The organism is Synechococcus sp. N19 (assembly GCF_900474045.1).
GTDB lineage: Bacteria > Cyanobacteriota > Cyanobacteriia > PCC-6307 > Cyanobiaceae > Parasynechococcus.
This window is the reverse complement of the sequence record NZ_UCNR01000005.1, coordinates 22,823-43,130: the sequence shown is the minus strand read 5'-3', so window position 1 is coordinate 43,130 and position 20,308 is coordinate 22,823. Positions and strand designations below refer to the sequence as shown.

Annotated in this window: 20 protein-coding genes; 12 read left to right on the top strand and 8 right to left on the bottom strand. The window is 62.5% G+C overall.

Features of this window, described 5'->3' with window-relative positions; translation table 11 throughout:
• Window position 1: 1 nt before the first annotated feature.
• The 3 genes from DXY02_RS02115 to DXY02_RS02105 are packed head-to-tail and all read left to right on the top strand — an operon-like array spanning window position 2 to window position 2,792.
• A complete protein-coding gene (locus tag DXY02_RS02115) occupies window positions 2-1,132 on the top strand; it encodes a cell wall metabolism sensor histidine kinase WalK (RefSeq protein WP_114987805.1) in 1,131 nt (376 codons plus the stop codon).
• Window positions 1,129-1,881: a pseudouridine synthase gene (locus DXY02_RS02110; RefSeq protein WP_114987804.1), complete on the top strand. Its 753-nt coding sequence runs from the start codon at window positions 1,129-1,131 to the stop codon at window positions 1,879-1,881. Before DXY02_RS02115 ends, DXY02_RS02110 begins: the two co-directional genes overlap by 4 nt.
• A complete protein-coding gene (locus DXY02_RS02105; RefSeq protein ID WP_244276111.1) occupies window positions 1,857-2,792 on the top strand; it encodes a helix-turn-helix domain-containing protein in 936 nt (311 codons plus the stop codon). The genes DXY02_RS02110 and DXY02_RS02105 overlap by 25 nt, the downstream gene beginning before the upstream one ends.
• Here the strand turns inward: DXY02_RS02105 and malQ are convergent.
• Both malQ and DXY02_RS02095 read right to left on the bottom strand, forming a co-directional pair.
• Window positions 2,726-4,294, bottom strand: coding sequence for a 4-alpha-glucanotransferase (gene malQ / locus DXY02_RS02100; protein WP_114987802.1), 1,569 nt, complete (start codon window positions 4,292-4,294; stop codon window positions 2,726-2,728). The genes DXY02_RS02105 and malQ overlap by 67 nt on opposite strands.
• A gap of 32 nt (window positions 4,295-4,326) precedes the next feature.
• Window positions 4,327-5,355 (bottom strand): NAD(P)-dependent oxidoreductase, encoded by a 1,029-nt coding sequence (locus DXY02_RS02095; protein ID WP_114987801.1) that lies wholly within the window; start codon window positions 5,353-5,355, stop codon window positions 4,327-4,329.
• A gap of 79 nt (window positions 5,356-5,434) precedes the next feature.
• On the opposite strand from DXY02_RS02095, the gene DXY02_RS02090 reads away from it, so the two are divergent.
• Window positions 5,435-6,367: an LCP family protein gene (locus tag DXY02_RS02090; RefSeq protein WP_114987800.1), complete on the top strand. Its 933-nt coding sequence runs from the start codon at window positions 5,435-5,437 to the stop codon at window positions 6,365-6,367.
• Here DXY02_RS02090 and DXY02_RS02085 read toward each other — a convergent pair.
• Window positions 6,364-6,864 (bottom strand): hypothetical protein, encoded by a 501-nt coding sequence (locus DXY02_RS02085; RefSeq protein WP_114987799.1) that lies wholly within the window; start codon window positions 6,862-6,864, stop codon window positions 6,364-6,366. The two genes, DXY02_RS02090 and DXY02_RS02085, sit on opposite strands and share 4 nt — an antisense overlap.
• 56 nt (window positions 6,865-6,920) lie before the next feature.
• On the opposite strand from DXY02_RS02085, the gene DXY02_RS02080 reads away from it, so the two are divergent.
• The 5 genes from DXY02_RS02080 to DXY02_RS12345 all read left to right on the top strand — a co-directional run bounded on the left by DXY02_RS02080 (window position 6,921) and on the right by DXY02_RS12345 (window position 9,998).
• A complete protein-coding gene (locus DXY02_RS02080) occupies window positions 6,921-7,916 on the top strand; it encodes a ribose-phosphate pyrophosphokinase (RefSeq protein ID WP_114987798.1) in 996 nt (331 codons plus the stop codon).
• A 147-nt stretch (window positions 7,917-8,063) separates the two neighbouring features.
• Window positions 8,064-9,167, top strand: a complete 1,104-nt coding sequence (locus tag DXY02_RS02075; protein WP_371639896.1) for a glycoside hydrolase family 10 protein — start codon at window positions 8,064-8,066, stop codon at window positions 9,165-9,167.
• A gap of 38 nt (window positions 9,168-9,205) precedes the next feature.
• Window positions 9,206-9,397 (top strand): hypothetical protein, encoded by a 192-nt coding sequence (locus DXY02_RS02070; RefSeq protein WP_114987796.1) that lies wholly within the window; start codon window positions 9,206-9,208, stop codon window positions 9,395-9,397.
• Between the two features lie 186 nt (window positions 9,398-9,583).
• Window positions 9,584-9,817 (top strand): hypothetical protein, encoded by a 234-nt coding sequence (locus tag DXY02_RS02065; RefSeq protein ID WP_114987795.1) that lies wholly within the window; start codon window positions 9,584-9,586, stop codon window positions 9,815-9,817.
• Between the two features lie 16 nt (window positions 9,818-9,833).
• Window positions 9,834-9,998 carry a hypothetical protein gene (locus DXY02_RS12345; protein WP_170951443.1) on the top strand — a complete coding sequence of 55 codons (165 nt, stop codon included), beginning with the start codon at window positions 9,834-9,836 and terminating at the stop codon, window positions 9,996-9,998.
• Window positions 9,999-10,013: 15 nt separating this feature from the next.
• Here the strand turns inward: DXY02_RS12345 and DXY02_RS02060 are convergent, their stop codons facing one another.
• Window positions 10,014-10,808 (bottom strand): metal ABC transporter permease, encoded by a 795-nt coding sequence (locus DXY02_RS02060; RefSeq protein ID WP_114987794.1) that lies wholly within the window; start codon window positions 10,806-10,808, stop codon window positions 10,014-10,016.
• Complete coding sequence (locus DXY02_RS02055) at window positions 10,801-11,490, bottom strand: metal ABC transporter ATP-binding protein (RefSeq protein ID WP_114987793.1); 690 nt, start codon at window positions 11,488-11,490, stop codon at window positions 10,801-10,803. The genes DXY02_RS02060 and DXY02_RS02055 overlap by 8 nt, the downstream gene beginning before the upstream one ends.
• Window positions 11,491-11,541: 51 nt before the next feature.
• On the opposite strand from DXY02_RS02055, the gene DXY02_RS02050 reads away from it, so the two are divergent.
• Both DXY02_RS02050 and DXY02_RS02045 read left to right on the top strand, forming a co-directional pair.
• Complete coding sequence (locus tag DXY02_RS02050; protein ID WP_244276110.1) at window positions 11,542-12,513, top strand: metal ABC transporter substrate-binding protein; 972 nt, start codon at window positions 11,542-11,544, stop codon at window positions 12,511-12,513.
• Between the two features lie 41 nt (window positions 12,514-12,554).
• On the top strand, window positions 12,555-13,505 hold the full coding sequence (locus tag DXY02_RS02045; RefSeq protein WP_114987792.1) for a hypothetical protein: 951 nt from the start codon (window positions 12,555-12,557) through the stop codon (window positions 13,503-13,505).
• A gap of 82 nt (window positions 13,506-13,587) precedes the next feature.
• On the opposite strand, the gene DXY02_RS02040 is transcribed toward DXY02_RS02045, so the two are convergent.
• Genes DXY02_RS02040 through DXY02_RS02030 form a run of 3 tightly spaced genes read right to left on the bottom strand, consistent with a single transcriptional unit; the run spans window position 13,588 to window position 16,530 of the window.
• On the bottom strand, window positions 13,588-14,910 hold the full coding sequence (locus DXY02_RS02040) for a hypothetical protein (protein WP_114987791.1): 1,323 nt from the start codon (window positions 14,908-14,910) through the stop codon (window positions 13,588-13,590).
• On the bottom strand, window positions 14,907-15,560 hold the full coding sequence (locus DXY02_RS02035) for a TIGR03943 family protein (RefSeq protein WP_114987991.1): 654 nt from the start codon (window positions 15,558-15,560) through the stop codon (window positions 14,907-14,909). Before DXY02_RS02035 ends, DXY02_RS02040 begins: the two co-directional genes overlap by 4 nt.
• Window positions 15,561-15,573: 13 nt before the next feature.
• Entirely contained in the window at window positions 15,574-16,530 is a 957-nt protein-coding gene (locus DXY02_RS02030; protein ID WP_114987790.1) for a permease, read from the bottom strand.
• Between the two features lie 119 nt (window positions 16,531-16,649).
• Here DXY02_RS02030 and DXY02_RS02025 point away from each other — a divergent pair, with 119 nt between their 5' ends.
• On the top strand, window positions 16,650-20,303 hold the full coding sequence (locus tag DXY02_RS02025; RefSeq protein WP_114987990.1) for a hydantoinase B/oxoprolinase family protein: 3,654 nt from the start codon (window positions 16,650-16,652) through the stop codon (window positions 20,301-20,303).
• Window positions 20,304-20,308 lie beyond the last annotated feature (5 nt).

Below are 20,308 nucleotides of genomic sequence, written 5' to 3'. Positions count from 1 at the left end.
TGTGGTGATCTCCGCCGCACTCGGCTTTGTAGCTGGCATCGGGATCACGCTTCTGCTGCAGCGTCGACGCCGCGTTCTGGCGTCCAAGCGAACGTCCAAGGATCGCTCCATTGTCTTGAACGCTCCTCAGCTGCTGGCCTGGATTGATGCGGCCACCCAGGGCTGGATGATCCTGGCCCCGGATCATTCCATCGCCTACATCAACGACCGGGCTGAACGGCTGCTGCACATCCCCTCCAATCGCCTGGTTCGTGGCATGAAGCTCCGGGATGTCCTCGACATTCCTGTCTTGGAGGAATTGATCTTCAGCAGCCGCTATCAGCTGCGTTCCCAGCGTTGTGAATGGGATCAACAGGGGACCCCGCTGGAGGCGGTTGTTCTGCCGGGCAGCGACGAATGCTGGCTGGTGCTGATCCAGAGCCGTCAGTCCCTCGAAGCCCAGCAACAGCAGCAGGAACGCTGGGTGAGTGATGTGGCCCATGAGCTCAAGACCCCCCTCACCGCGCTGATGCTGGTAAGCGATCGGCTGGAACTGGCCGTCAAGGAAGACGACACGGCTCTTGTGCAACGGCTGCAGAAGGAACTCCGGCGTCTTCAGCTGCTGGTGGAAGACCTGCTGGAGCTTTCGCGGTTGGAAAACAGCCTGCCGCAGGACGACAGCGAGCATGTGCCCCTCACCCTGGAGGATCTGGTGGACAGCGCCTGGGGATCCATCGGCCCGATCGCGGAGGAACGGCGGGTGACGCTGCAGCTGGACCGCAGCGAATCCGGCCCCCTGTGTGGTGATCAGCGCCGGTTGCACCGTGCGGTGCTCAACCTTCTCGACAATGCCCTGCGCTACTCCCCTGATGAGAGCAGCATCGACGTGTCCGTGCGCGAGAGCGGTGGCTGGTGGTTGCTCAGCATTCGTGACCATGGCCATGGCTTGAGTGAGACCGATCTCACGCGCATGTTTCAACGCTTCTACCGGGGGGATCCCTCCCGCACCCGCTCCAACCGCAGCGGCAGTGGCCTGGGACTGGCGATCGTGCAGCAGATCGCCGTCAACCATGGCGGTCGCATTGAAGCCCGCAACCATCCCGCCGGTGGAGCCTGCATGGATCTGCTCCTGCCCCGGGAGCCCCTGCAATGACGCGCCAGCGCCTCCAGAAACTGATCGCTGCTGCCGGACTCTGCTCCAGACGCCGGGCTGAGGAATGGCTGCAGGCCGGCCGCGTGACGGTGGATGGTCAGGTCGCCCGCGTTGGCGACCAGGCCGATCCGCAGCAGCAGACGATTCATGTGGATGGTCAGCCGTTGCCCTCCCGTGGTGTGGCGCGGGTGCTGCTGATGAACAAGCCGGTGGGGGTGATCTGCAGCTGCGATGACCCGCAGGGTCGCCGCACGGTGCTGGACTTGCTGCCCCCGGAGCATCGGGCTGGCCTTCACCCCGTTGGCCGTCTGGATGCCGACAGCCATGGTGCGCTTCTGCTCACCGATCTGGGTGAGCTCACTTTGAAGCTCACCCACCCGCGTTACAGCCACGCCAAGACCTACCGGGTGTGGGTGAAGGGTGTGCCGCCGGAGCCGGTCCTCGATCGCTGGCGTCGGGGTCTGCCTTTGGATGGTCGATTGACTCGCCCCGCTCGGGTGCGCCGGTTGCGGGCCTGGGGTGACCGCTCGCTTCTGGAGATTGAGCTGCGGGAAGGGCGCAACCGACAGATCCGCCGAATGGCGGAAGCCCTGGGCCATCCGGTGCTGGACCTGCAGCGCACGGCCATTGCCGGGTTGCCGCTCGGTGATCTGGCCGAGGGGTGCTGGATCTGGTTGAGCGAGGGAGAATGGAAGCCCTTGCTCGAGCGGGCTAACCCGATGGAGTGGCCCAACAGCCCATGCGACTGAAGCGTCCAGGACTTTGGTGGCGACGTCCGCGTAAGGGTTCCAGCCCTGATGCCGGCACGGTGGAGGCCCAGGAGCAGCAGCGTCAGGATCTGGGGCTGCTGCTGCGGCGTCGCCGGGAGGAGCTGGGCCTCACGCTGCGTGATCTGGCCAATGAGACCCGGATCACCACTCCTGTGATCGAGGCTCTGGAGCGGGGCTGGCGTGATCGCCTGCCCGAGCGGGCCTATCTCGCCTCGATGCTTCCTCAGATTGAGCGTCGCCTGGCCCTGCCCGGGGGATGCCTCGACCCCCTGCTTCCCCCGCCGGTGTTGCTCCGCCGCGGACCCGCCAAAGCGGGCCTGGGTCGCTTCACCCTGGGCAACATCGATGTGTTCACCACCTGGCAGGGAACGGTCGTTTACGCCGCGGTGATCGCCTTCAGCCTGCTGGCCATCAACCGTCAACAACAGGACCTGGCCGTGCGCAACAGCCTCAGCCTCGAACCCGTGCGTGCTGATGTGGAGGCGATCAGCCGTGGCCCGAACCTGGTGGGTTCAGACGAAGGCATCGCGGCCCTGCGCCCCCTGGAACAGGTTCAGAAACGCACGCCTCAGCAGTGGCTTGATCTGGTGCGGGATGCCCTGCCGCAGTCCCAGGGGGTGCTTGAGGTTGTTGTGGCTGAGCCAAGAGAGCTGCAGCTCTCCAGCGGTGGGGGAGATCGGGTTCAATTCGCAACGAGCGCCGGCACGCTCACCCTGCAGTTGATGGCCCCGATCGAGGTGCGCCTAGACCCCCCGGCTGGTGCTGAGGATCAGGTGCTCTGGAATGGAGAGCCTCTGCCTGTGGATCAAGAGCGGCCGGGGATCTACCGGGTCAACAAATTGCCGGCTCCGGAGAGCGACCTCCCCCAGACAGCTCCCCTGCTCCCGTAGCCGCCCAGGGCATTCCCCAGCGCGGTATCAAAGCTGCCCAGCCTCCAGCTCCAGTTGCCTTCGCAGGTGCCGGGGATGTTGAACCTTGCCCGGTCGTCGAGGTGCATCAGGTCCTGCAACGGGGCGATCACCAGGCCTGCGGTCGTGGCAAAGGCCATGTCGAGCAGATGCCAGGCCGGAGCACTGATCTCACCATTCACCCGCGTGGCGATGCGGGCGCGGCTGTCGGCATCGAGCGCGTTCCACCAGCCCAGCGTTGTGGGGTTGTCGTGGGTGCCGGTGTAGACGACCCAGCGATGCCCATCGGTGTTTTCCGGTAGATAGGGGTTGTCGGATGCGCCGTCGAACGCGAACTGCAGCACTTTCATGCCCGGCAACCGGAAGGCATCGCGGAGTTGTTCCACATCCGGTGTGATCACGCCGAGATCCTCGGCAATCAGGGGAAGGGAGCCACCGGCATCCCTGCGCAGTTTGCGCAGCAGGGCATGACCCGGCGAGGGCTGCCACTGACCGTTCTCTGCGGTGCTATCACCACCGGGGACAGCCCAGAAGGCCGCAAGGGCCCGGAAGTGATCCAGGCGCAGCAGATCCACCATCTCCCGCTGGCGCGCAATTCTTTGCCGCCACCAGCGGAAGCGCGTGATCCGATGCTGTCCCCATCTGTACACCGGTGAGCCCCACAGCTGTCCGGTTTCCGAGAAGTAATCGGGCGGAACACCGCTCTGGGTGGTGAGCTGGCCGTTCTCCTTGACGGTGAAGAGCGAACGGTTGCTCCAGACATCGGCGCTGTCACTGCTCACATAGAAGGGCAGATCGCCAAACAGCTGGATGCCCAGGTTGCTCGCCTGGCGGCGGATCGCCTGCCACTGCCGGTCGAGCTGCCATTGGATCAGCTGTTCCCGCAGCAACGCGTCATGGTGTTGCTCCGCCCAGGCCTTGAGGGCTTTGTTGTCATGCCGGGCCAGCGGCAGCGGCCACTCCCACCAAGCGGTGTTGTGTTGGTCGTGCAGAACCTGGAAACGGGCATGGTCCTGCAGCCAGCTGCGCTGCCTTTGCGCCCAGCGCTTGAAGGCGGCATGTCGCGCTGGATCCTGCTCAGGCCAGGCGTCAAGCAGGGCATCCCCCAGGGCATTGGCCCGTTGCTGGGCCAGGTTGAATTCCACACGCTCCGCGCCCTCCAACGGTGCATAAGCCCCTGGAGCGGCCCTGAGCGCTTCTTCGCCGATGAACCCATCGTTGGCCAGGTCCTGGCCGTCGAGGAACCAGGGGTTCAGGGCATTGCAGGAGGGAGAGCTGTAGGGCGAGCCGGTGGGATCCGGCGGGGACAGGGGCAGCATCTGCCAGACGCCGATGCCATGGTCGGCCAGCAGCTGGAGCCAACGGCGGCAGGGCTCACCAAAGCTGCCGCAGACGGGGCTGCCCGGCAGGGCGGTGGGATGCAGCAGCACCCCGGTGCTGCGCCCCCTTCCGGCCTTGGCCGGGTCAACGCTGGAGTGATCCATGGGGGGGCCTTGGTCACCCAAGGATGGCGGCTTCAGAACAGCGCCGCATCCCCCAGGTCCTGCCCGGCCATGCCCTCCCGGGCCACGCGCTCAAAGAACTGCTCCAGCGTGTCGGTTCCATAGGACGGCGTGGCATCCGCGTCGTAGCACTGCTTCTGCTCATCCCAGACGAGCATGGATTCGCTGGCGTAGTAGCGGCCGATCCGACCAAATTCCGCCGTGTCGTTGATGCCTGGGAACACGCGAGCCAGGGCGTCCAGCACGGCGATCGGTGCATCCATCAGGGCAATCGGCACCGACAGCATCCGTTCGGGTTTGTTCAGAGCGCGGAAGAGCATCTCTCCCTGCTCCCGGGCGCTCAGCGCCGGACCCGGCCCCCCAATCGGCAGCACCTGGTTGCGTTTGGACTCGTCATGGATGCAGTCCGCCATGAACCGGGCCAGGTCGGCTTCGCTGATCGGCTTGCAGCTGGCCAGGGTTCCGCCTCCGAACATCACGTAGGGGCCGCCCTTGCGGCAGCTTTCCACCTGTCCGCCCAGGCTTTTGAAAAAGGCGGTGGGGCGAACGATGGAGTGGCTCATCTCCTCATCCGCCTGCAACACGGCTTCGAAGGCCAGCTTCGCCTTCTGAAATTCCAGCAGTGGCTTCTGCACGCAGATGGCCGAGAGCAGAACGTAGTGGGCCACCCCGGCCGCCCGTCCCTGCTCGTAGGTGTTGAGGGTGGCTGCGTGGTCAATCGCCCAGGAATCCTTGCGGCCGCCGGTGCGGGACGCCAGGCAACTCACCACCACATCCGTGGGTTGATCGAAGGCCTCGGCGGCGATTGAGGCTGGATCGGTGACATCCCCGAAGCGCACCTCAGCTCCCGGGAAATCGGCGATCACCTCGTCCCTGCTCTGACGACCACCGATGCCGCTGCGCTCGCGGGCGAAGGCGATCACCTGGTAGCCCCGGTCCACCAGTTCCTTCACCACAAAGCGGCCGATGTAGCCCGTGGCTCCGAACACCACCACGCGCACCTGTTCGGGTGGTCGGCTGCGGTAGTCGTTGCGGAGGGACATCGATGACGGCTTCACGGGGCCCAGGCTAGGAACTGGAGATCTGGGCGAAACTAAGCGCCATTGCGGTTCGTCCAGCGAAATGAACTGGTTGTCGCCATCCCGAGTTCGCGGTGCGCTGTGTGTCGGTGCTGCCGTGCTGGGGATTGGTGTGACCGGGGGGTTGATGGCGACCCTCTGGCCAAAACCCGATCGCGTTGCCGCGGGCGCCCCGCTGAGTGCGGATCAACCTGAAACTCTGGCCCCCTTTCCGGAGGTCCCGGTGACGGTGTTGGTGATCGGTGTTGATGCGGATCGGCTGGGTGCCGCCTCCAATCAGGCCGCGCCCAAGGGGGCCCCCAATGCCGATGCACTGCTGTTGCTTCGCATTGCCGCCCAGGAGCCGCTTCAGGTGCTCCAGATCCCCACGGAGCTCGGAGTTCAGCTCCCTGGCGCAGAGAATCCGGGCCCCTTGGCTCAGTTGTGGCGACTGGGTGGCGTCAGTCTTCTCGGCGATGCAATCCGCGACATTGTTGGTCTTCAGCAGGGTGATCCCAAGCGCTATGTGGTGATGCCCCGTGCGGCCCTACGCCGCATGGTGGATGGTCTGGGCGAGGTGGAGGTGGTGTTGAGCGACTCCTATAAACGCCAGGACAAGACGCAGGACTACACCGTCATGCTCAAGGCCGGACGACAGCGTCTCAACGGTGCTCAGGCGGAACAGCTGGTGCGCCATCTGCCCGATTCCAAGGCTGTCTCCCAGCGTCGCCAGCGCCAAAACATCCTTGTTGAGGGTCTGATCGAACAGGTCAAGGCTCCCAGCGGAATCGAAGTGATCCCTGGTTTGGTGAGCCAACTGAACACTGAGGTGGAGACCAACCTCAGTCGTTCGGAGCAGCTGAGCCTGGCCGCGGCGATCATCGCCAGCCCTGAACCCGCACGGATCAGCCGGCTGCCCCTTGCCGAGCGAGCCGGTGAGCAGACCTTGCGCCAGATCGACGCCGGCGCCAGCCTTCCCCTCTGGCCCCAGCGTTAAGCGGGGCTGCGGAGTTGCAGCCTCCGGGCAAGGGCGTCGACGCATTCGCTCTGTTCCGGATGCTGTTCATCGGGAATCCAGCCCAGCCAGCTGAGGCCATCCCGGCGTCGCGCTGGGCCATTCCAGGGGCCCTGGAGCTGCACCAGGCCGAGCAGCGGCACCTGCAGTTCCCGGCAGAGGGCGGCGTAGGCCGCGGCTGCGCCAGAGATTGAACCGTCCTGTTCAGCAGTGGTAAGCAGCAGCACCGGCTGACGCCAGTCGGCCAGGGCCTGCAGCCAGCTGGCATCACCCTGCGGGGTCGGCCGGGCTGCGTCGCCGCTGAGTCGCACCAGCCCTGTTGCCGCCGGGTTGGTCTGCAGAACCTCAGCCGGTGATGCACCACTGGCCACCGTGGTGAGAGGGCATCGGCACGCTCGTGCCAGGGCTTCGCAGGCCTGACGCATTTTGAGTTCAGGCAGGGGGCCCGCACCCACCAACAGTGGGAAACCTGTGGACATGGGGGCACTGCTCACCTCTACCATCGGATTACAGCAGAATTCGTTCCGCGGGCGCCGTGACAAGTTTCCTGACAGCAGCCCGTTCCGAACAGGAGCAGATGACCCCGGACAGTCGTCGTCTGCGCCTGTTCAGCGGCACCTCGAACTCTGCTCTGGCCAAGGAGATTTCCGCCTATCTCGGGGTGCCTGATGGTCCCCGTGTCTGCAAGCGTTTTGCCGACGGTGAGCTGTACGTGCAGATCCAGGAGTCGATCCGTGGCTGCGACGTGTTCCTGATCCAGCCCACCTGCGCACCGGTGAACGATCACCTGATGGAGCTGCTGATCATGGTGGATGCCTGCAGACGGGCCTCCGCACGGCAGATCACTGCGGTGGTGCCTTACTACGGCTACGCCCGAGCCGACCGCAAGACCGCTGGTCGTGAATCAATTACCGCCAAGCTCACGGCCAACCTGCTGGTGACGTCGGGCGTGGACCGCGTGCTGGCAATGGACCTGCACTCCGCCCAGATTCAGGGCTATTTCGATATCCCATGCGATCACATCTACGGCTCTCCCGTGCTGGTGGACTACCTCTCCACCCAGGATCTGGGAGATGTGGTGGTGGTGTCTCCTGACGTTGGGGGCGTGGCGCGGGCCCGGGCCTTCGCCAAGCAGATGAACGATGCCCCGCTGGCGATCATCGACAAGCGCCGCACCGGCCACAACATGGCCGAAAGCCTCACGGTGATTGGTGATGTGGCGGGGCGGACAGCGATTCTGATCGACGACATGATCGACACCGGCGGCACGATCTGCGCCGGTGCACGCTTGCTGCGGGAGCAAGGAGCCAAGCGGGTGCTGGCCTGCGCCACCCACGCCGTCTTCTCTCCCCCCGCCAGCGAACGCCTGTCCGTTGAGGGCCTGTTTGAGCAGGTGGTGGTGACCAACAGCATCCCGATCCCGCAGGACCGGGTCTTCCCTCAGCTGAAGGTGCTCTCCGTGGCCAACATGCTTGGGGAAGCGATCTGGCGCATCCATGAAGAGAGCTCTGTGAGCTCGATGTTCCGCTGACCGTTGGCCGCGGGCCCATGGACTGTTGAATGAGCGGGCTTGGTTCGGCTTGATCACGGTTGATCCGCGCCATCCTTGAGGCCCGGTGCTTCAACGGCGTTGGCTCAGCGGTGGAAGCCTCTGTTTGGTGTTGCTCTGGCCAGCCTGATGGCGGGGCTTCCTGCACCTCTGATGGCCGAATCCCGGTTTGACCGGTTGCTCCGCAACCGCAGCACGATGGGGGTATGGCTGACCAACAGCCCCAGCCAGCTCTATTACGACCGGAAGCGCATCAGCGCTGCGATGCAACAGCTGCAGGATGCGGGCTTTAATCGCGTGGTGCCGAACGTCTGGAGCCGTGGCACCACGTTTCATCGCAGCCGCTTCGCTCCAGTGGAGCTGCCGTTGCAGAAGGCTGGGGTCGGTCTTGATCCCATCTGCACCCTGGCGGCGGAAGGTCGGCGCCGTGGCATCAAGGTGATGCCCTGGTTTGAGTACGGCTTGATGGAGCCGGCCGATTCATCCGTTGTGCGCAACAACCCCAGCTGGGTGTTGGCCAAAGCCAATGGCCAGCGTTGGATGGCGATGCATGGCAACCATCGGATGGCTTGGCTCAATCCTGCCCATCCGGAGGTTCGTGCCCGTTTCATCGGTTTGGTGGTGGAAACCCTGAAGCGCTGTCCGATGGATGGCCTGCAACTGGACGACCACTTCGCCTGGCCGGTTCAGTTCGGTTATGACCGCACCACCGTGGGGTTATACCGGCAGGAGACGGGACTGGTCCCTCCTCGGGATCACAGCAATCGGCAGTGGATGAAATGGCGGCGCAATCAACTCACCTCTCTCTTGCGTGAGTTGCGGCAACGTCTCAAGCAGGAGCGCCTTTCCACCCGAATCAGCCTGTCTCCAGGTCCCTTCCGTTCGGCCTACAACCTCTGGTTGCAGGACTGGGAGCTCTGGGCTTTGGGCGGACTGATTGAAGAGTTGGTGGTTCAGAACTATGCCTATTCGGTTCGAGGATTCGCCAAAGACCTGGATCAGCCGGCGCTGCGCAAAGTGCGCAGCTGGGGCATCCCTTCGCAGATTGGCGTGTTGGCGGGATTCGGCAAACGCACCACCTCGATGGCCGTTCTGGAACAAAAAGTCCGCCTGGCCCGGCAACGTGGTCATGGCGTGATCTTCTTCTACTGGGAAGGCTTATGGGGCAAGCATGTGGCGGAGCGGTATCGAGATCCTCGCCGCACAGCATTCACCAGGCTTGGATCTGATTGACCAGCAGACCAAGCTCGACACGATCGTTATTGAGTTGCATGAAACAGTTCACCGAAACCAGTTCCGACCCCTATGACCGTCACCACTACCGCGTCTGGTTGTGTGATGGGTCGTTCAAGGATGTCGAGAGCTACGACGAAGCGCAACGCATTTGGTATTCCAGCAAGACACGGCCAACAACAATTGAGGTGATGCAACCGAAGGGGCGAAGACGTGTAAAAGGCTTTTAGATGTTTTGTTCAACGTGCTGTTCATTGAACGGCTTAGGATTAATTCAGACAGACGCATTTGGCTTTCTTCTCTTGAAGGGTCACATTGAGATAACGGTCTCGCTAAAATCCTGGATCATTCAATATGAGGTTTTGAGGAATAGCCCTTCAATGATGAATAGGCAGGAAAGTGAGGGGTTTTGAGCCATGAATCAGTTTGAGCTCAACCAGATTCGTTCCAAGCTGCGGCGGCTTGAACTCGATGATCAATTCATCGAGCGGTACATCGACAAGTTGATCAGGAATAAAGAACCGTTTGTGACGGCATCGAAGGCCATTGATCGTTGGGAGAGGAAAGATTCAGGCCAATTTGTGCTTCAAGCCCTCGCCTGTGGCTTGATTGCAGCCCTGGCTGGTGGTTGGTTCGCCGTTGTGCATTAGCGGGTTGGATGGAGCCATGAGCGATGCAAGCTTGATCGCCCTGTTCAGCGTGGGGATGGCCTCAACGCTGACTGTGTTATTCCTGGCCTTTCGGCGCACCTTCCGCCTGGAGCAGGAACGCATATTGATGCGGAGAATGCGGCGCCGCCTTGATCGGATGTTCCTGAATCAAAAGCCATAAAGAAGGCTTCTCTTGTCACTGTTGCTCTGCAGTGTTGACCCTGTAGGTGAATAGAAGTGCCAAGCACAGTGTTCCGATCAGTGGGCCCGGTGGCAGGTCAACAGCAATCGCCAGCATCATTCCGCCACCACATAGAAGCAGCCCCGTGCTCGCGCTGCGCAGCATGAGTTCCTTCAGGCTTCGGCTGCGCTCCACGTGCATCAGCACTGGAGCGCACAGCAGGCCAATCACCAGAATCACCCCCACGGCAGTAATGGCGCTGATCACCACCAGGGCGGTGATCAGGCTGCAGATCAGCCGAATCAAGAGCACCGGTCGTTTGGCGATTGCTGCTCCCTCGGGGTCGATGCCAACGAAAACCAGGTCGCGGTAGCCCCAAATCAACAGGGCCAATAGAGCTCCGGCTGCAAAAGCTGTTCGCAGCAGATCTGTTGTGTTGGCGGCAAGCAGGTCGCCGAACAGAATCGTTTCCAGGTCCACCCGAGCGTCCAGCAGGGGAACCAACAGAACTCCAAGAGCCGTGAAGCCGGCCAGCACGGTGTTCATGGCGCCTTCTTCTCTGCCTTTGAAGCGCCGGTTCAGGCGTTCAGCTACCAGGGCCCCTAGCAATCCACTGATCAGGCCCCCGATGCTTGGGTCGATCCCGATGGCCAGGGCGACCACCAAGCCAGGCAGAACGGAATGGGCCATCAGGTTGGCCAAAAGCACCCGGCGTTGGGTGATCAGCAACGCTCCAGTTGCTGGACAGATGGCTCCGATCAACAGCGAGATCGTCAGTGGCAGAAGCCACCAGATATCGGTTTCAACCACAGCAGTGGCTCCCCATCATGCAAGTCAGGTCGCTGAGTTTTTCTCGAACCGTGTCGGGTGATCCGTTGGCCAGGATCTGGCCGTCCATCACGACCACCTGGTCGTAGCTGTCGAGGGCGCTGCCCCAGTCGTGGCTGCTGACCAGCAGCGTTTGCCCTGCTTCTGCTTGGTCTCTCATTACCTTGATCAGGTGCTCGCGCGTTGGTGGATCAATAGCGCTGCAGGGTTCGTCCAGAAGCAGGATCTCGGTCTGCTGCATCAATGCTCTGGCCAGCAGGACGCGTTGTTGCTGGCCGCCAGAGAGCTGGTTGAGGCGTCGTGATCCCATGGCTCCCATGCCGACCCGCTCCAGCAGCTGTTCGCAGTGGTTCACTGCTGTGGCTTTGTCCTTTTTGGGCTCCCCCAGCTGAACCATGTCGCGGGCGGTGATCGGAAACGACCAGTCAATGGCGGCCCGCTGGGGCATCAGGCCAATTGGTTTAGTGGAGTTGACCGTTCCCTGGCTGGGTTTCAGTCGCCCCTCCAGCAGGTGCAACAGCGTTGACTTGCCGGCTCCATTGGGGCCAACGAGTGCAGTTAGCGTTCCAGCCCGGAGTTGCAAGTTGACGCGGTCGACGGTCTTACGACTCCCGTAGCTGAAGCTCAGTTCGGTTGTGCTCAGCACAGACAAAGAATCGTTCATCAGCCCCTTGGTGGCCTGAAGTGGGCCTCTTGTCGTTTTGCACACCCAATGTTGGCAAAGGATCATGCGATCACCAAAATGATAATCATTCTCATATTGTCGTCCATGCGTCTTCCCTTGGCTCATTCGGCAGGGGTTTGTGTTGCTCTGGCCCTTGGCGCTGGTGTTGTTCCGGCCAGTGCGGCTCAACCTGTGCTGGTGGCCGTCGACGGCACGCTGTGCGATCTCACCAAGACACTGGCTGCCGCTGCAGCCTCGGTGACGTGCCTGATCCCCCCTGGTGGTGATCCCCATTCCTATCGCTTAAAGCCCAGTGATCGTGCAGTAATCGCCAAGAGCGATCTCATTTTCCATATTGGTTTTGGGCTGACCCCTTCCGCCAAAAAGCTCAAGTCACCGGGAACGGTGGTGGCGGTCGGTGAAGTCGCCTTGCCGTCCTATGGCGGTAGCGACCCCCACGTCTGGCACGATCCGGCCAATTCCGCTGCGATGGTGCGGGTCATATCCCGTTCTCTGGCACCTCTTCTGACTGCCAGTGATCGTGCGGCCTTGCAGCAACGAACGGCTCGGGCTGTGGGTGTCTTCCAGGTACTTCAGAGCTGGGAAGCCAAGCAGTTCAGTTCTTTGCCCTCGGCGCAGCGGGTCATGGTCACCGATCACAAGACATATAGCCATCTCGCTGATCGCTTCGGACTTGTTGAGTTTGCGATGTTGGACAGCCACACCACCGGTGGAGTCTTGCGGCCCTCCAGTCTGAAAAAAATTACTGAGGAGGTGAAAACTTCTGGTGCGCAAACTATTTTTTCTCCCGCTGCATTCCCGAGTAAAACTCTAAAACGCATAAGCAAGAGCACTGGGTTGCCCATTGCGAAAACTCCGCTATACGGAGAAGGAATCGCTGAAGGTCTTAATGCTGTTTCGACGGCGACTCTCAACGTCTGTACGATCGTGAATGGTCAAGGTGGTTCCTGCGATATCTCAGGTGCCAAAGAATTGAATGCTGAATGGTCATCTATTCGTTGACCAAGCTCTAATTCAACTTTTACTTCCACTATTTCTCTTCCATGATCCGTTCTCATCTCCTTTTCCTGGCTCTAATTTTGAGCCCTTTCGCTTCCATGGCTCCAGTTCATGCGCATGGTTCACATGGTGGTGGCTCTGAATTGGAAGCTGGTGAGTTTGATTTCACGCCACTTCTTACTGTTGAAGGTCATGCTGGATTTGATGACAATCTTGAAATCCCGGAAAAGCACTATGCAGCTGATTTTTTGATTGGTGGCGAATTTGCTTGGGGTCTTGGTGATAATAAGCAGTTTTCTCTAAGTGCTTTTGTTGGACCTGCTTTGGTTAGAGGCGGAGCAGAGCACTTCTACGGTGAAATCCACGTAGAAGATCATAGTGAGGAAGAGCATGAGCATGAAGCTCATCCAACTCGCTCAAGAGTTGATTTCAAGGCTTATTTGGAGGCTAATTACAAGCACTCAGATAGACTTAACATACAGGCTTATTGGAACCCATATTTAGTCACAAGTGACGAACTCGAATTCCATGCTGATGAGAATGAGTGGGAAAAATTTGAGTCTAAGGGTATTAAGAATGAGTTGGGTGCAAAGGTCAAATACGCTTTTGGTGATGGTGACGTCGACTTCGGTCTGGGAGATTCTGTTTCTGATCTTATCGATGGCGCATACGTATCAGTTGATCACCGCCAAGGTTGGGGTGTGGATGGAGTTTTCATTGGAAATTACACTGATCCTCGCCTCGGAGTTGGTTTTAATTATGGAGAGACATCTTTCCAGGTCGAAGCTGGTCCTCGTTACTACACCCCTGGAAGCTATGCCAGCGATCTTGATTCCCGTACTGACTTCGCGGGCGAGATAATGATCTCTCGACCAGTCAGTGATGAAGTTGAATTTTTTGCACATTGGAAAGTAGTTTATTCTTGGGACAAGGCTGAGGGTTGGGGTCGCGGTTATCAACATCATGTTGGAACCGGTATTACATACAAGCTGTAATTCAAAGCTATTGAGTTATGCCTCGCCAATTTATTGGCGAGGCTTTTTGTTGTTAATTTTTTGAAGAGGTTGAAACTGTTGTTCATCCTGCATTGAGCCACTGTGCTTCGCTGATGGGTGTGTTGATCACCTTGATGAGCTTCAAGCTGTCGCCATCGATCAGTCCGGCACGGGCATGGGTTTGCTTCGCTCGCGTCAGTGTCATCAGCAATTGATTCGTCACTGGGTTCCACTGGATGGGGCTGCCCGCCTTGAGCGTCCACGGCTCCAAGGCCCTGCGTTGTGTGACCTCCCCCGCGTCGCTGATCAGCACCAGTTCGTGATTGCCCCGTTGCTGCTCCCAGCGTCCCAGCACCGCCCAGATCCGTTTGCCGCGGTTGTCGCAGGCCACCCCCAGAACCGCCTGATCACCAAGGTGCAGTTGCTTCGGCGCTTGCCCGGGAACCACCAGCTCGATTGAACGCCTGTAATCCGGCCAGTGCCGGATGAGGACGGCCCGTCCTGAGGCACCGCAGAAGGCCCCCAGTTCCCTGCTCCCCGGCAGCATCTGCGACTTTTGCTCGGTTGCTTGCAGGGGCCGGAGGCTGAGGCCGTTGCTGGTGGGCATCACCACGCCCCCTCCCGCCGGAAGCAACTGCATCGGCCCGGAGGGTTTCAGTGCCAGAGCCTTGCGTTTGCCATTGGCCTGCAACAACAGGGCCTGGTCGCTGCCCGGCTGGAACCCACCGCTCTGCACCAGCAGATCACCATTGAGATTGCTGCTGAGATGGGCGAAGAGCACCTCCCCTTTCAACAGTGGTTCCGTGCGGCTCAGCGTTGGTGGCCCCAAGGCCGCCCGGCGGTTGGCGGTGCTGCGGGGTGTCAGTTGGTCCCACCACACCTGTTCGGTGCCGTTCTGATCGCGTCCCACCAGGGCAATACCCCGGCCATTTCCGAGGGGGACGACGCTCGGGATGGCGGGCCAGATCCGACTGATCGGCATCCATGCTCCCGATCGTGTCTGCAGTTGAACCTGCTCACCCCCCGGCACAGGCCGTGTTGCGATCAGCCAGGGTCTTGAGTCCCACCACCATTGCTTTTGCCCCAGCTGCAGCCCGTGCTGGTCCTTCCCTGCGATCGATAGCTCGAGCGGAGCCATGAGCACGACATCCGCATCGATCACCATCCGCAGTGCTGTCGTCTCCCCCAGCCACTGATGGGGCACGGCTGGAGTGATTCGGGTGGCCTCGTTGACCCTCGGCACATCCATTGGGCGACTGAACTGCAGATCCAGGGCCGCGCTGCCGCTTTGCACCTGCTGGGGCACCAGGCGCAGCAGCCGCGGAGGCTGTCGCAATAGCAGCTGTTGCTGCGCCAGAACAGCGGCGCAGGCCATCAGCATCAGCAGCCAGGGCCGCCGCGTCATGGTTCCAGGGGCCGCTCGGGCCTGGCAATCGGCGTGATGTTTTGGGGAATCACAACGGGGATGCGCCGTTCCTTCCGCGTCTGCACGCTCATCGTTCCCTCGATGGCCAACCACTGGTTGGTTTGGGGGGTGAACGACTCCGGCCACTCCACGGCCAGGCCAGCGGGTGTGGCATCGGCCAGGCAACAGCGCACCGTGAGCCGGGCGATTAGCGGTGGACCCTGGCGTTGCCTCCAGACAAAACCGCTGATGCGCACAGGATTGCCGGCCACAAGGTCGGGATCGGGCTGGCTGCGCAGCAAGCGCACCCATTCCGTGAGGCTGCGTTGTTCGGGGGGCAGAACAAAAGCCAACTCCGGTGGATCGGGCAGGCCCTGGGGGCGGTTGCTGGCCAGATCGCTGAAGGAGGGGCTCGGCGGAAGGACCAGCACCAGCGCAGCCATCACGCCACTGAGCAGCCAGGGCCAGCGCCAGCGTTCGTTTTGCTTCTCTTTTTTCAGCAGAAGGGCCACGCCCAGCATTAGCAAGACCAGGCCGGTGACTCCCACCAGGCCATGGAAGACCCCGCGAAGCAGCAGATCGAGGCGTCCGCTGTGGAAGCTCCACAACAGCGTCAGGCCCCAGAGCAGCAGCAGCGTTCCGCGCTTCAGCACAACCGGCCCCTCACAGCAGCCACAGGTTGATCCACTGACCGATCAGCAGCACGCCAAGACTGGCACCGATCGCCGTGATCAGGATTGCCCTTGGCCGCATCAGCACGGTGAACAGGCCCGCGAGTTTGAGGTCCACAACGGGCCCCAGCAAGAGGAAGGCCAGCAGGGCTCCGGGGGTGATCTGAGCGGCAAACCCCAGGGCAAGAAAGGCATCCACGCTGGAGCAGACCGACACCACCACCGCCAGCAGCATCAAGGCCAGGATTGATGCCGTCGGCGCGCCCCCCACGGCCAACAGCCAACTGCGCGGCAGCCAGGTCTGCACCAGGGCCGCAATCACGCACCCCAGCACCAGCAGAGCCAGCAGATCGAGAAATTCGCGGCAGCTCTGGTCCAGCACCTGCCAGGCCTTGAGGCGCCTGCCGTTCATGGATCGGGGGGGGCTGGGTGATCCGCCGATCACACCACTGCTGCGCTGCAGCAGCCCCAGGTTGCTTAGGGGCTGGCTCATACGGCGTTCCTCCAGCAGCGCAGTGGCCAGGAGCTGCGTCTCGGGCAGTTGCACCAGCAACAAACTCAGCAGGATCGACAGCAGAAAGGCCCCCAATGGCCGGGCCACCAGCAGCCAGGGCTGATCGGGAAACGCGGCCCAGGTGCTGGCCAGCACGATGGGATTCAGCACCGGAGCTGCAAACAGAAAGCCGAAGGCCGTGCCCATCGGTGCCCCGCTGGCCAGCAGACGGCGAGCGACGGGGACGTTGCCGCATTCGCAGGCCGGAAGTGCAAAACCCATCAGGGCCCCGATGATCGGTGCCAGCACTGGGTTCTTGGGGAGCCGCTCGATCCAGGCACCCGGTGGCACGGCCCATCGGGCCAGTCCTGCGATGGCAACGCCGAGCAGCAGAAACGGAACGGCTTCCAGCAGTAACCCCTGAAAGATCGCCCAGGCCGTGGCGAGCTTGTCCAAGCGTTTGGGCGGCAGTTGCTTCTCAACGTTCTCAGTTCAGCTCGCCCATCGGGGGGCGTTGACATGGTTTGTTGATCGGCCTGCGCGGCAGGCTGGGACGACGTTGGCCAGGGCCTGAGATGGGGTGGTGCTTCTGGATTGATCGCGGTGGCACCTTCACCGATCTGATCGGTCGCGATCCAGAAGGCCAGCTGCACGTGCGCAAGGTGCTCTCGGAGCAGGCCGGTGCTGGAGACCCTGCGGTGACGGCCATGGAAGCGATGTTGGCGTCGGCTTCTCCACCCGTGGAGTTGGCGGAAGTCGACGACGTGCGCCTCGGCACCACCGTGGCCACCAATGCGCTGCTGGAGGGGGCTGGCGCTCCTTTGTTGTTGCTCACCAACGCCGGGCTGAGGGATCAGCTGTGGATCGGCGATCAACATCGCGACGATCTGTTCGCGCTTGAGCAGCCCCAGCGTCCCTTCCTGGCGCAAACGGTGCTGGAGCTGACCGGTCGGCTCGATGCCCGGGGTGAGGAGGTGGAGCCCCTGGTGCTGGATCAACCACTGCGGCGGCGTCTCGAGGAGCTGCGCCGTTCCGGCCTGGACGTCGTCGTGGTGGCGTTGTTGCATGCCCAGCGCAACCCAGCCCATGAGCAGCGCTGTGCTGCATTGCTGCAGGAGGTGGGTTTTCGCACCGTGGTCTGCTCCCACCAGGTGAGTGTGATGCCCCGCCTGGTGCCGCGGGGGCAGACGGCCTTGGTGGAGGGGGCCGTGCATCCGGTGCTGGATGGCTACCTGCAACAGGTGCAAGGGGCGTTGGGTGCCGCCACGCCCCTGCGGGTGATGACCTCCAGTGGAGCGTTGCAGGCTCCAGACAGGCTGCAGGCCAAAGACACCATCCTTTCGGGGCCGGCGGCGGGGATGGTTGGGGCGATCGCCGCGGCGCGGATGGCCGGCTTTGACGGGGTGCCGGTGCTCGGCTTCGACATGGGGGGCACGTCGACGGATGTGTTCTGCGTGGCTTGCGCCGATGCGCAGGCCACGCGGCAAGTGAAGGAGCAGACCGAGATCGCCGGTTTGCAGTTGCTGGCCCCACGGCTGCCGATTGAAACCGTGGCGGCCGGTGGCGGATCCGTGCTGGAGCTCCAGGGGGAGCGTCTGCTGGTGGGGCCCCGCTCCGCCGGAGCACAACCGGGCCCGGCCTGTTATCGCGCTGGCGGACCGCTCACCATCACCGACGCCAACCTGCTCCTGGGGCGTCTGCAGGTGGATCGCTTCCCAGCGGTGTTCGGACCGTCCGGGGATCTGCCACCGGATGTGGAGGTGGTGCGGCATCGCTTCGCGGAGCTCGCGGCAGCGCTAGGGCAGACCCCGGAGCGGGTGGCATCCGGGGGGTTGCAACTGGCGGTGGAAACCATGGCTGCTGCCATTCGCAGGGTGTCGCTGCACCGCGGTGAGGACATTCGCGGCGGGGTGTTGGTGGCCTACGGAGGGGCTGGTGGTCAGCACGCCTGTCGCCTGGCGGATGAACTGGGGCTGAACACGGTGCTGATGCATTCCATGGCCGGCGTTCTCTCTGCTTTTGGCATGGGCCAGGCCCGCCAGCGCTGCCGGCGGCAGATGCATTTCGGCGCTGCCCTCTCGCCTGAACTCTTGGCGGCCCTGCCGGATCAGGTGAAGCGGCTGATGGGTGAAGCGCAGGAGACCTTGCATCGCCAGGGGGATCGCGCTGATGCCGAGGAGGGGGAGCCGGAGGTCTGGGTCAGCCTCGCCCTGCGTTATCCCTCTGCTGAGCAGACCCTGGTGCTCCGCTGGTCCGCCGAGCAAGGCGTTGATGACGTGATCTCTGCATTCCAGGCGAGCCATCAGCAACGCTACGGCTACTGCATTGATGCCGATCAGGCCCTGATCGTCGAACAGCTCAATGTTGAGGTCACAGCACCCCAACAGTTTGACGCCACAACCGCAGCTAAAGCCACAGCCACAGCTGAGAAGGCCGAACCAACGCCAGAGGTGCAGCCATCGCCGCAGGTGTCGATGCACCTGGAGTCGAGCGGTTGGACGCAGGTGCCGTTGCTCAACCGCAGTGCCCTGCGGCTGAATCAGCGGCTTGTAGGGCCGGCCCTGATCGCCGAAGCCACGGGCTGCACAGTGCTGGAGCCGGGCTGGCAGGCCCGGGTGGCGAAGGGGGGCACGCTGTTGCTGGAGCGCTCGCATCCTGCAGAGGGATCACCGGAGCTGGCCCAGGCCAGTGCGCACGACCCATTGCAGGCGGAACTGTTTCGCCACCGCTTCATGGCGATCGCTGAACAGATGGGGGAACAGCTGCGGCAGAGCAGTCGCTCTGTGAACATCCGCGAGCGCCTGGATTTCTCCTGCGCGTTGTTCGATGCCACGGGGGCCCTCGTGGCCAATGCTCCCCACATTCCGGTGCACCTCGGATCAATGGGCGACAGCGTGCGCGACCTGCTGGCCCAGGTGGCGAGTGGTGATGTCGAACCGCTGCAGCCCGGCGACACGCTGCTCAGCAACGATCCTTTCCACGGCGGCACCCACCTGCCCGACATCACCGCCATCTCGCCGGTGTTCTGCGATGGGGATCAGCCCAGCTTCTTTGTGGCCAGCCGTGGCCATCACGCCGATGTGGGTGGCATCGCTCCCGGATCGATGCCGTCCTTCAGTCGAACCATTGCCGATGAGGGCCTGCTGCTGCGCAACCAGCTGTTCGTGCGCCAGGGCCGGGTTCTCGCCGCTGATCTGAAAGCGGTGTGGGGCGGCATGGCGACGCCGCCCCGCAACCCTCCGGAATTGCTGGCCGATCTACAGGCGCAGGTGGCGGCCAATCAGGCGGGGATTGTGGCGCTGCAATCCCTCGTGGAGCGGGAGGGGCTGACCCTGGTGCAACGGCAGATGACCCTGCTGCAGCAGGACGCAGCCCGCAGTGTTCAACGGCTGCTGTTGCGCCTGAGGGACGCCCGGCATCAGCTGGCCCTGGATGACGGTTCCTGCCTGGTGGTGCAGGTGTGCCTTGATCCCAACCGCCAACGGTTGCGTTTGGATTTCAGCGGAACATCGCCGCAACGGCCGGGCAATTTCAATGCCCCCCTGGCGGTGACGCGGGCGGCTGTGCTGTACGTGATCCGTTGTCTCCTCGACAGCGACATCCCCTTGAACGAGGGCTGTTTCGCGCCGCTCGATCTGGTGGTGCCGGAGGGCTGTCTGTTGAATCCGCGGCCCCCCGCCGCTGTGGTGGCCGGCAACGTGGAGGTGTCTCAAGCCCTCTGCAATCTGCTGTTTGCGGCTTTCGGCGCCCAGGCGGCCGGCCAGGGAACGATGAACAACGTCAGCTTCGGCAATGGCCGCTGCCAGTACTACGAAACAGTGGCCGGGGGTGGCGGCGCTGGTGAGGGCTTTGCCGGATCGGTGGGCCTGCAGTCGCACATGACCAACTCGCGGCTGACGGACCCCGAGGTGCTCGAGGGCCGTTATCCGGTGCGCTTGGAATCCTTCGCGGTTCGCTCCGGCAGTGGCGGCCGAGGCCGTTGGCCCGGGGGCGACGGCTTGGAGCGCACGATCCGTTTCCTCGAGCCGATGAGTGTGTCGTTGATCAGTGGCTCGCGGCAGGTGGCCCCGTTCGGTCTCAAGGGTGGGGCCAGTGGTGCCTGTGGCGAGAACCTGCGGCTGGATCGGGAGGGGGTGGCCCATCCCCTGCCCGGTGCCGTGCAGTTGGAGCTCCAGGCGGGCGAGGCCATTCGCATACTCACCCCAGGAGGAGGCGGCATGGGACGTTGAGGGGG

What these genes read in the sequence shown, in the direction of transcription:
- DXY02_RS02070 (WP_114987796.1), top strand. Translation starts at nt 9,206, where the DNA reads ATGAAACAGTTCACCGAAACCAGTTCCGACCCCTATGACCGTCACCAC.
- malQ (WP_114987802.1), bottom strand. Translation starts at nt 4,294, where the DNA reads ATGGATCACTCCAGCGTTGACCCGGCCAAGGCCGGAAGGGGGCGCAGC.
- DXY02_RS12345 (WP_170951443.1), top strand. Translation starts at nt 9,834, where the DNA reads ATGAGCGATGCAAGCTTGATCGCCCTGTTCAGCGTGGGGATGGCCTCA.
- DXY02_RS02095 (WP_114987801.1), bottom strand. Translation starts at nt 5,355, where the DNA reads ATGTCCCTCCGCAACGACTACCGCAGCCGACCACCCGAACAGGTGCGC.
- DXY02_RS02090 (WP_114987800.1), top strand. Translation starts at nt 5,435, where the DNA reads ATGAACTGGTTGTCGCCATCCCGAGTTCGCGGTGCGCTGTGTGTCGGT.
- DXY02_RS02075 (WP_371639896.1), top strand. Translation starts at nt 8,064, where the DNA reads ATGGCGGGGCTTCCTGCACCTCTGATGGCCGAATCCCGGTTTGACCGG.
- DXY02_RS02065 (WP_114987795.1), top strand. Translation starts at nt 9,584, where the DNA reads ATGAATCAGTTTGAGCTCAACCAGATTCGTTCCAAGCTGCGGCGGCTT.
- DXY02_RS02055 (WP_114987793.1), bottom strand. Translation starts at nt 11,490, where the DNA reads ATGAACGATTCTTTGTCTGTGCTGAGCACAACCGAACTGAGCTTCAGC.
- DXY02_RS02040 (WP_114987791.1), bottom strand. Translation starts at nt 14,910, where the DNA reads ATGACGCGGCGGCCCTGGCTGCTGATGCTGATGGCCTGCGCCGCTGTT.
- DXY02_RS02045 (WP_114987792.1), top strand. Translation starts at nt 12,555, where the DNA reads ATGATCCGTTCTCATCTCCTTTTCCTGGCTCTAATTTTGAGCCCTTTC.
- DXY02_RS02025 (WP_114987990.1), top strand. Translation starts at nt 16,650, where the DNA reads ATGGGGTGGTGCTTCTGGATTGATCGCGGTGGCACCTTCACCGATCTG.
- DXY02_RS02085 (WP_114987799.1), bottom strand. Translation starts at nt 6,864, where the DNA reads ATGTCCACAGGTTTCCCACTGTTGGTGGGTGCGGGCCCCCTGCCTGAA.
- DXY02_RS02110 (WP_114987804.1), top strand. Translation starts at nt 1,129, where the DNA reads ATGACGCGCCAGCGCCTCCAGAAACTGATCGCTGCTGCCGGACTCTGC.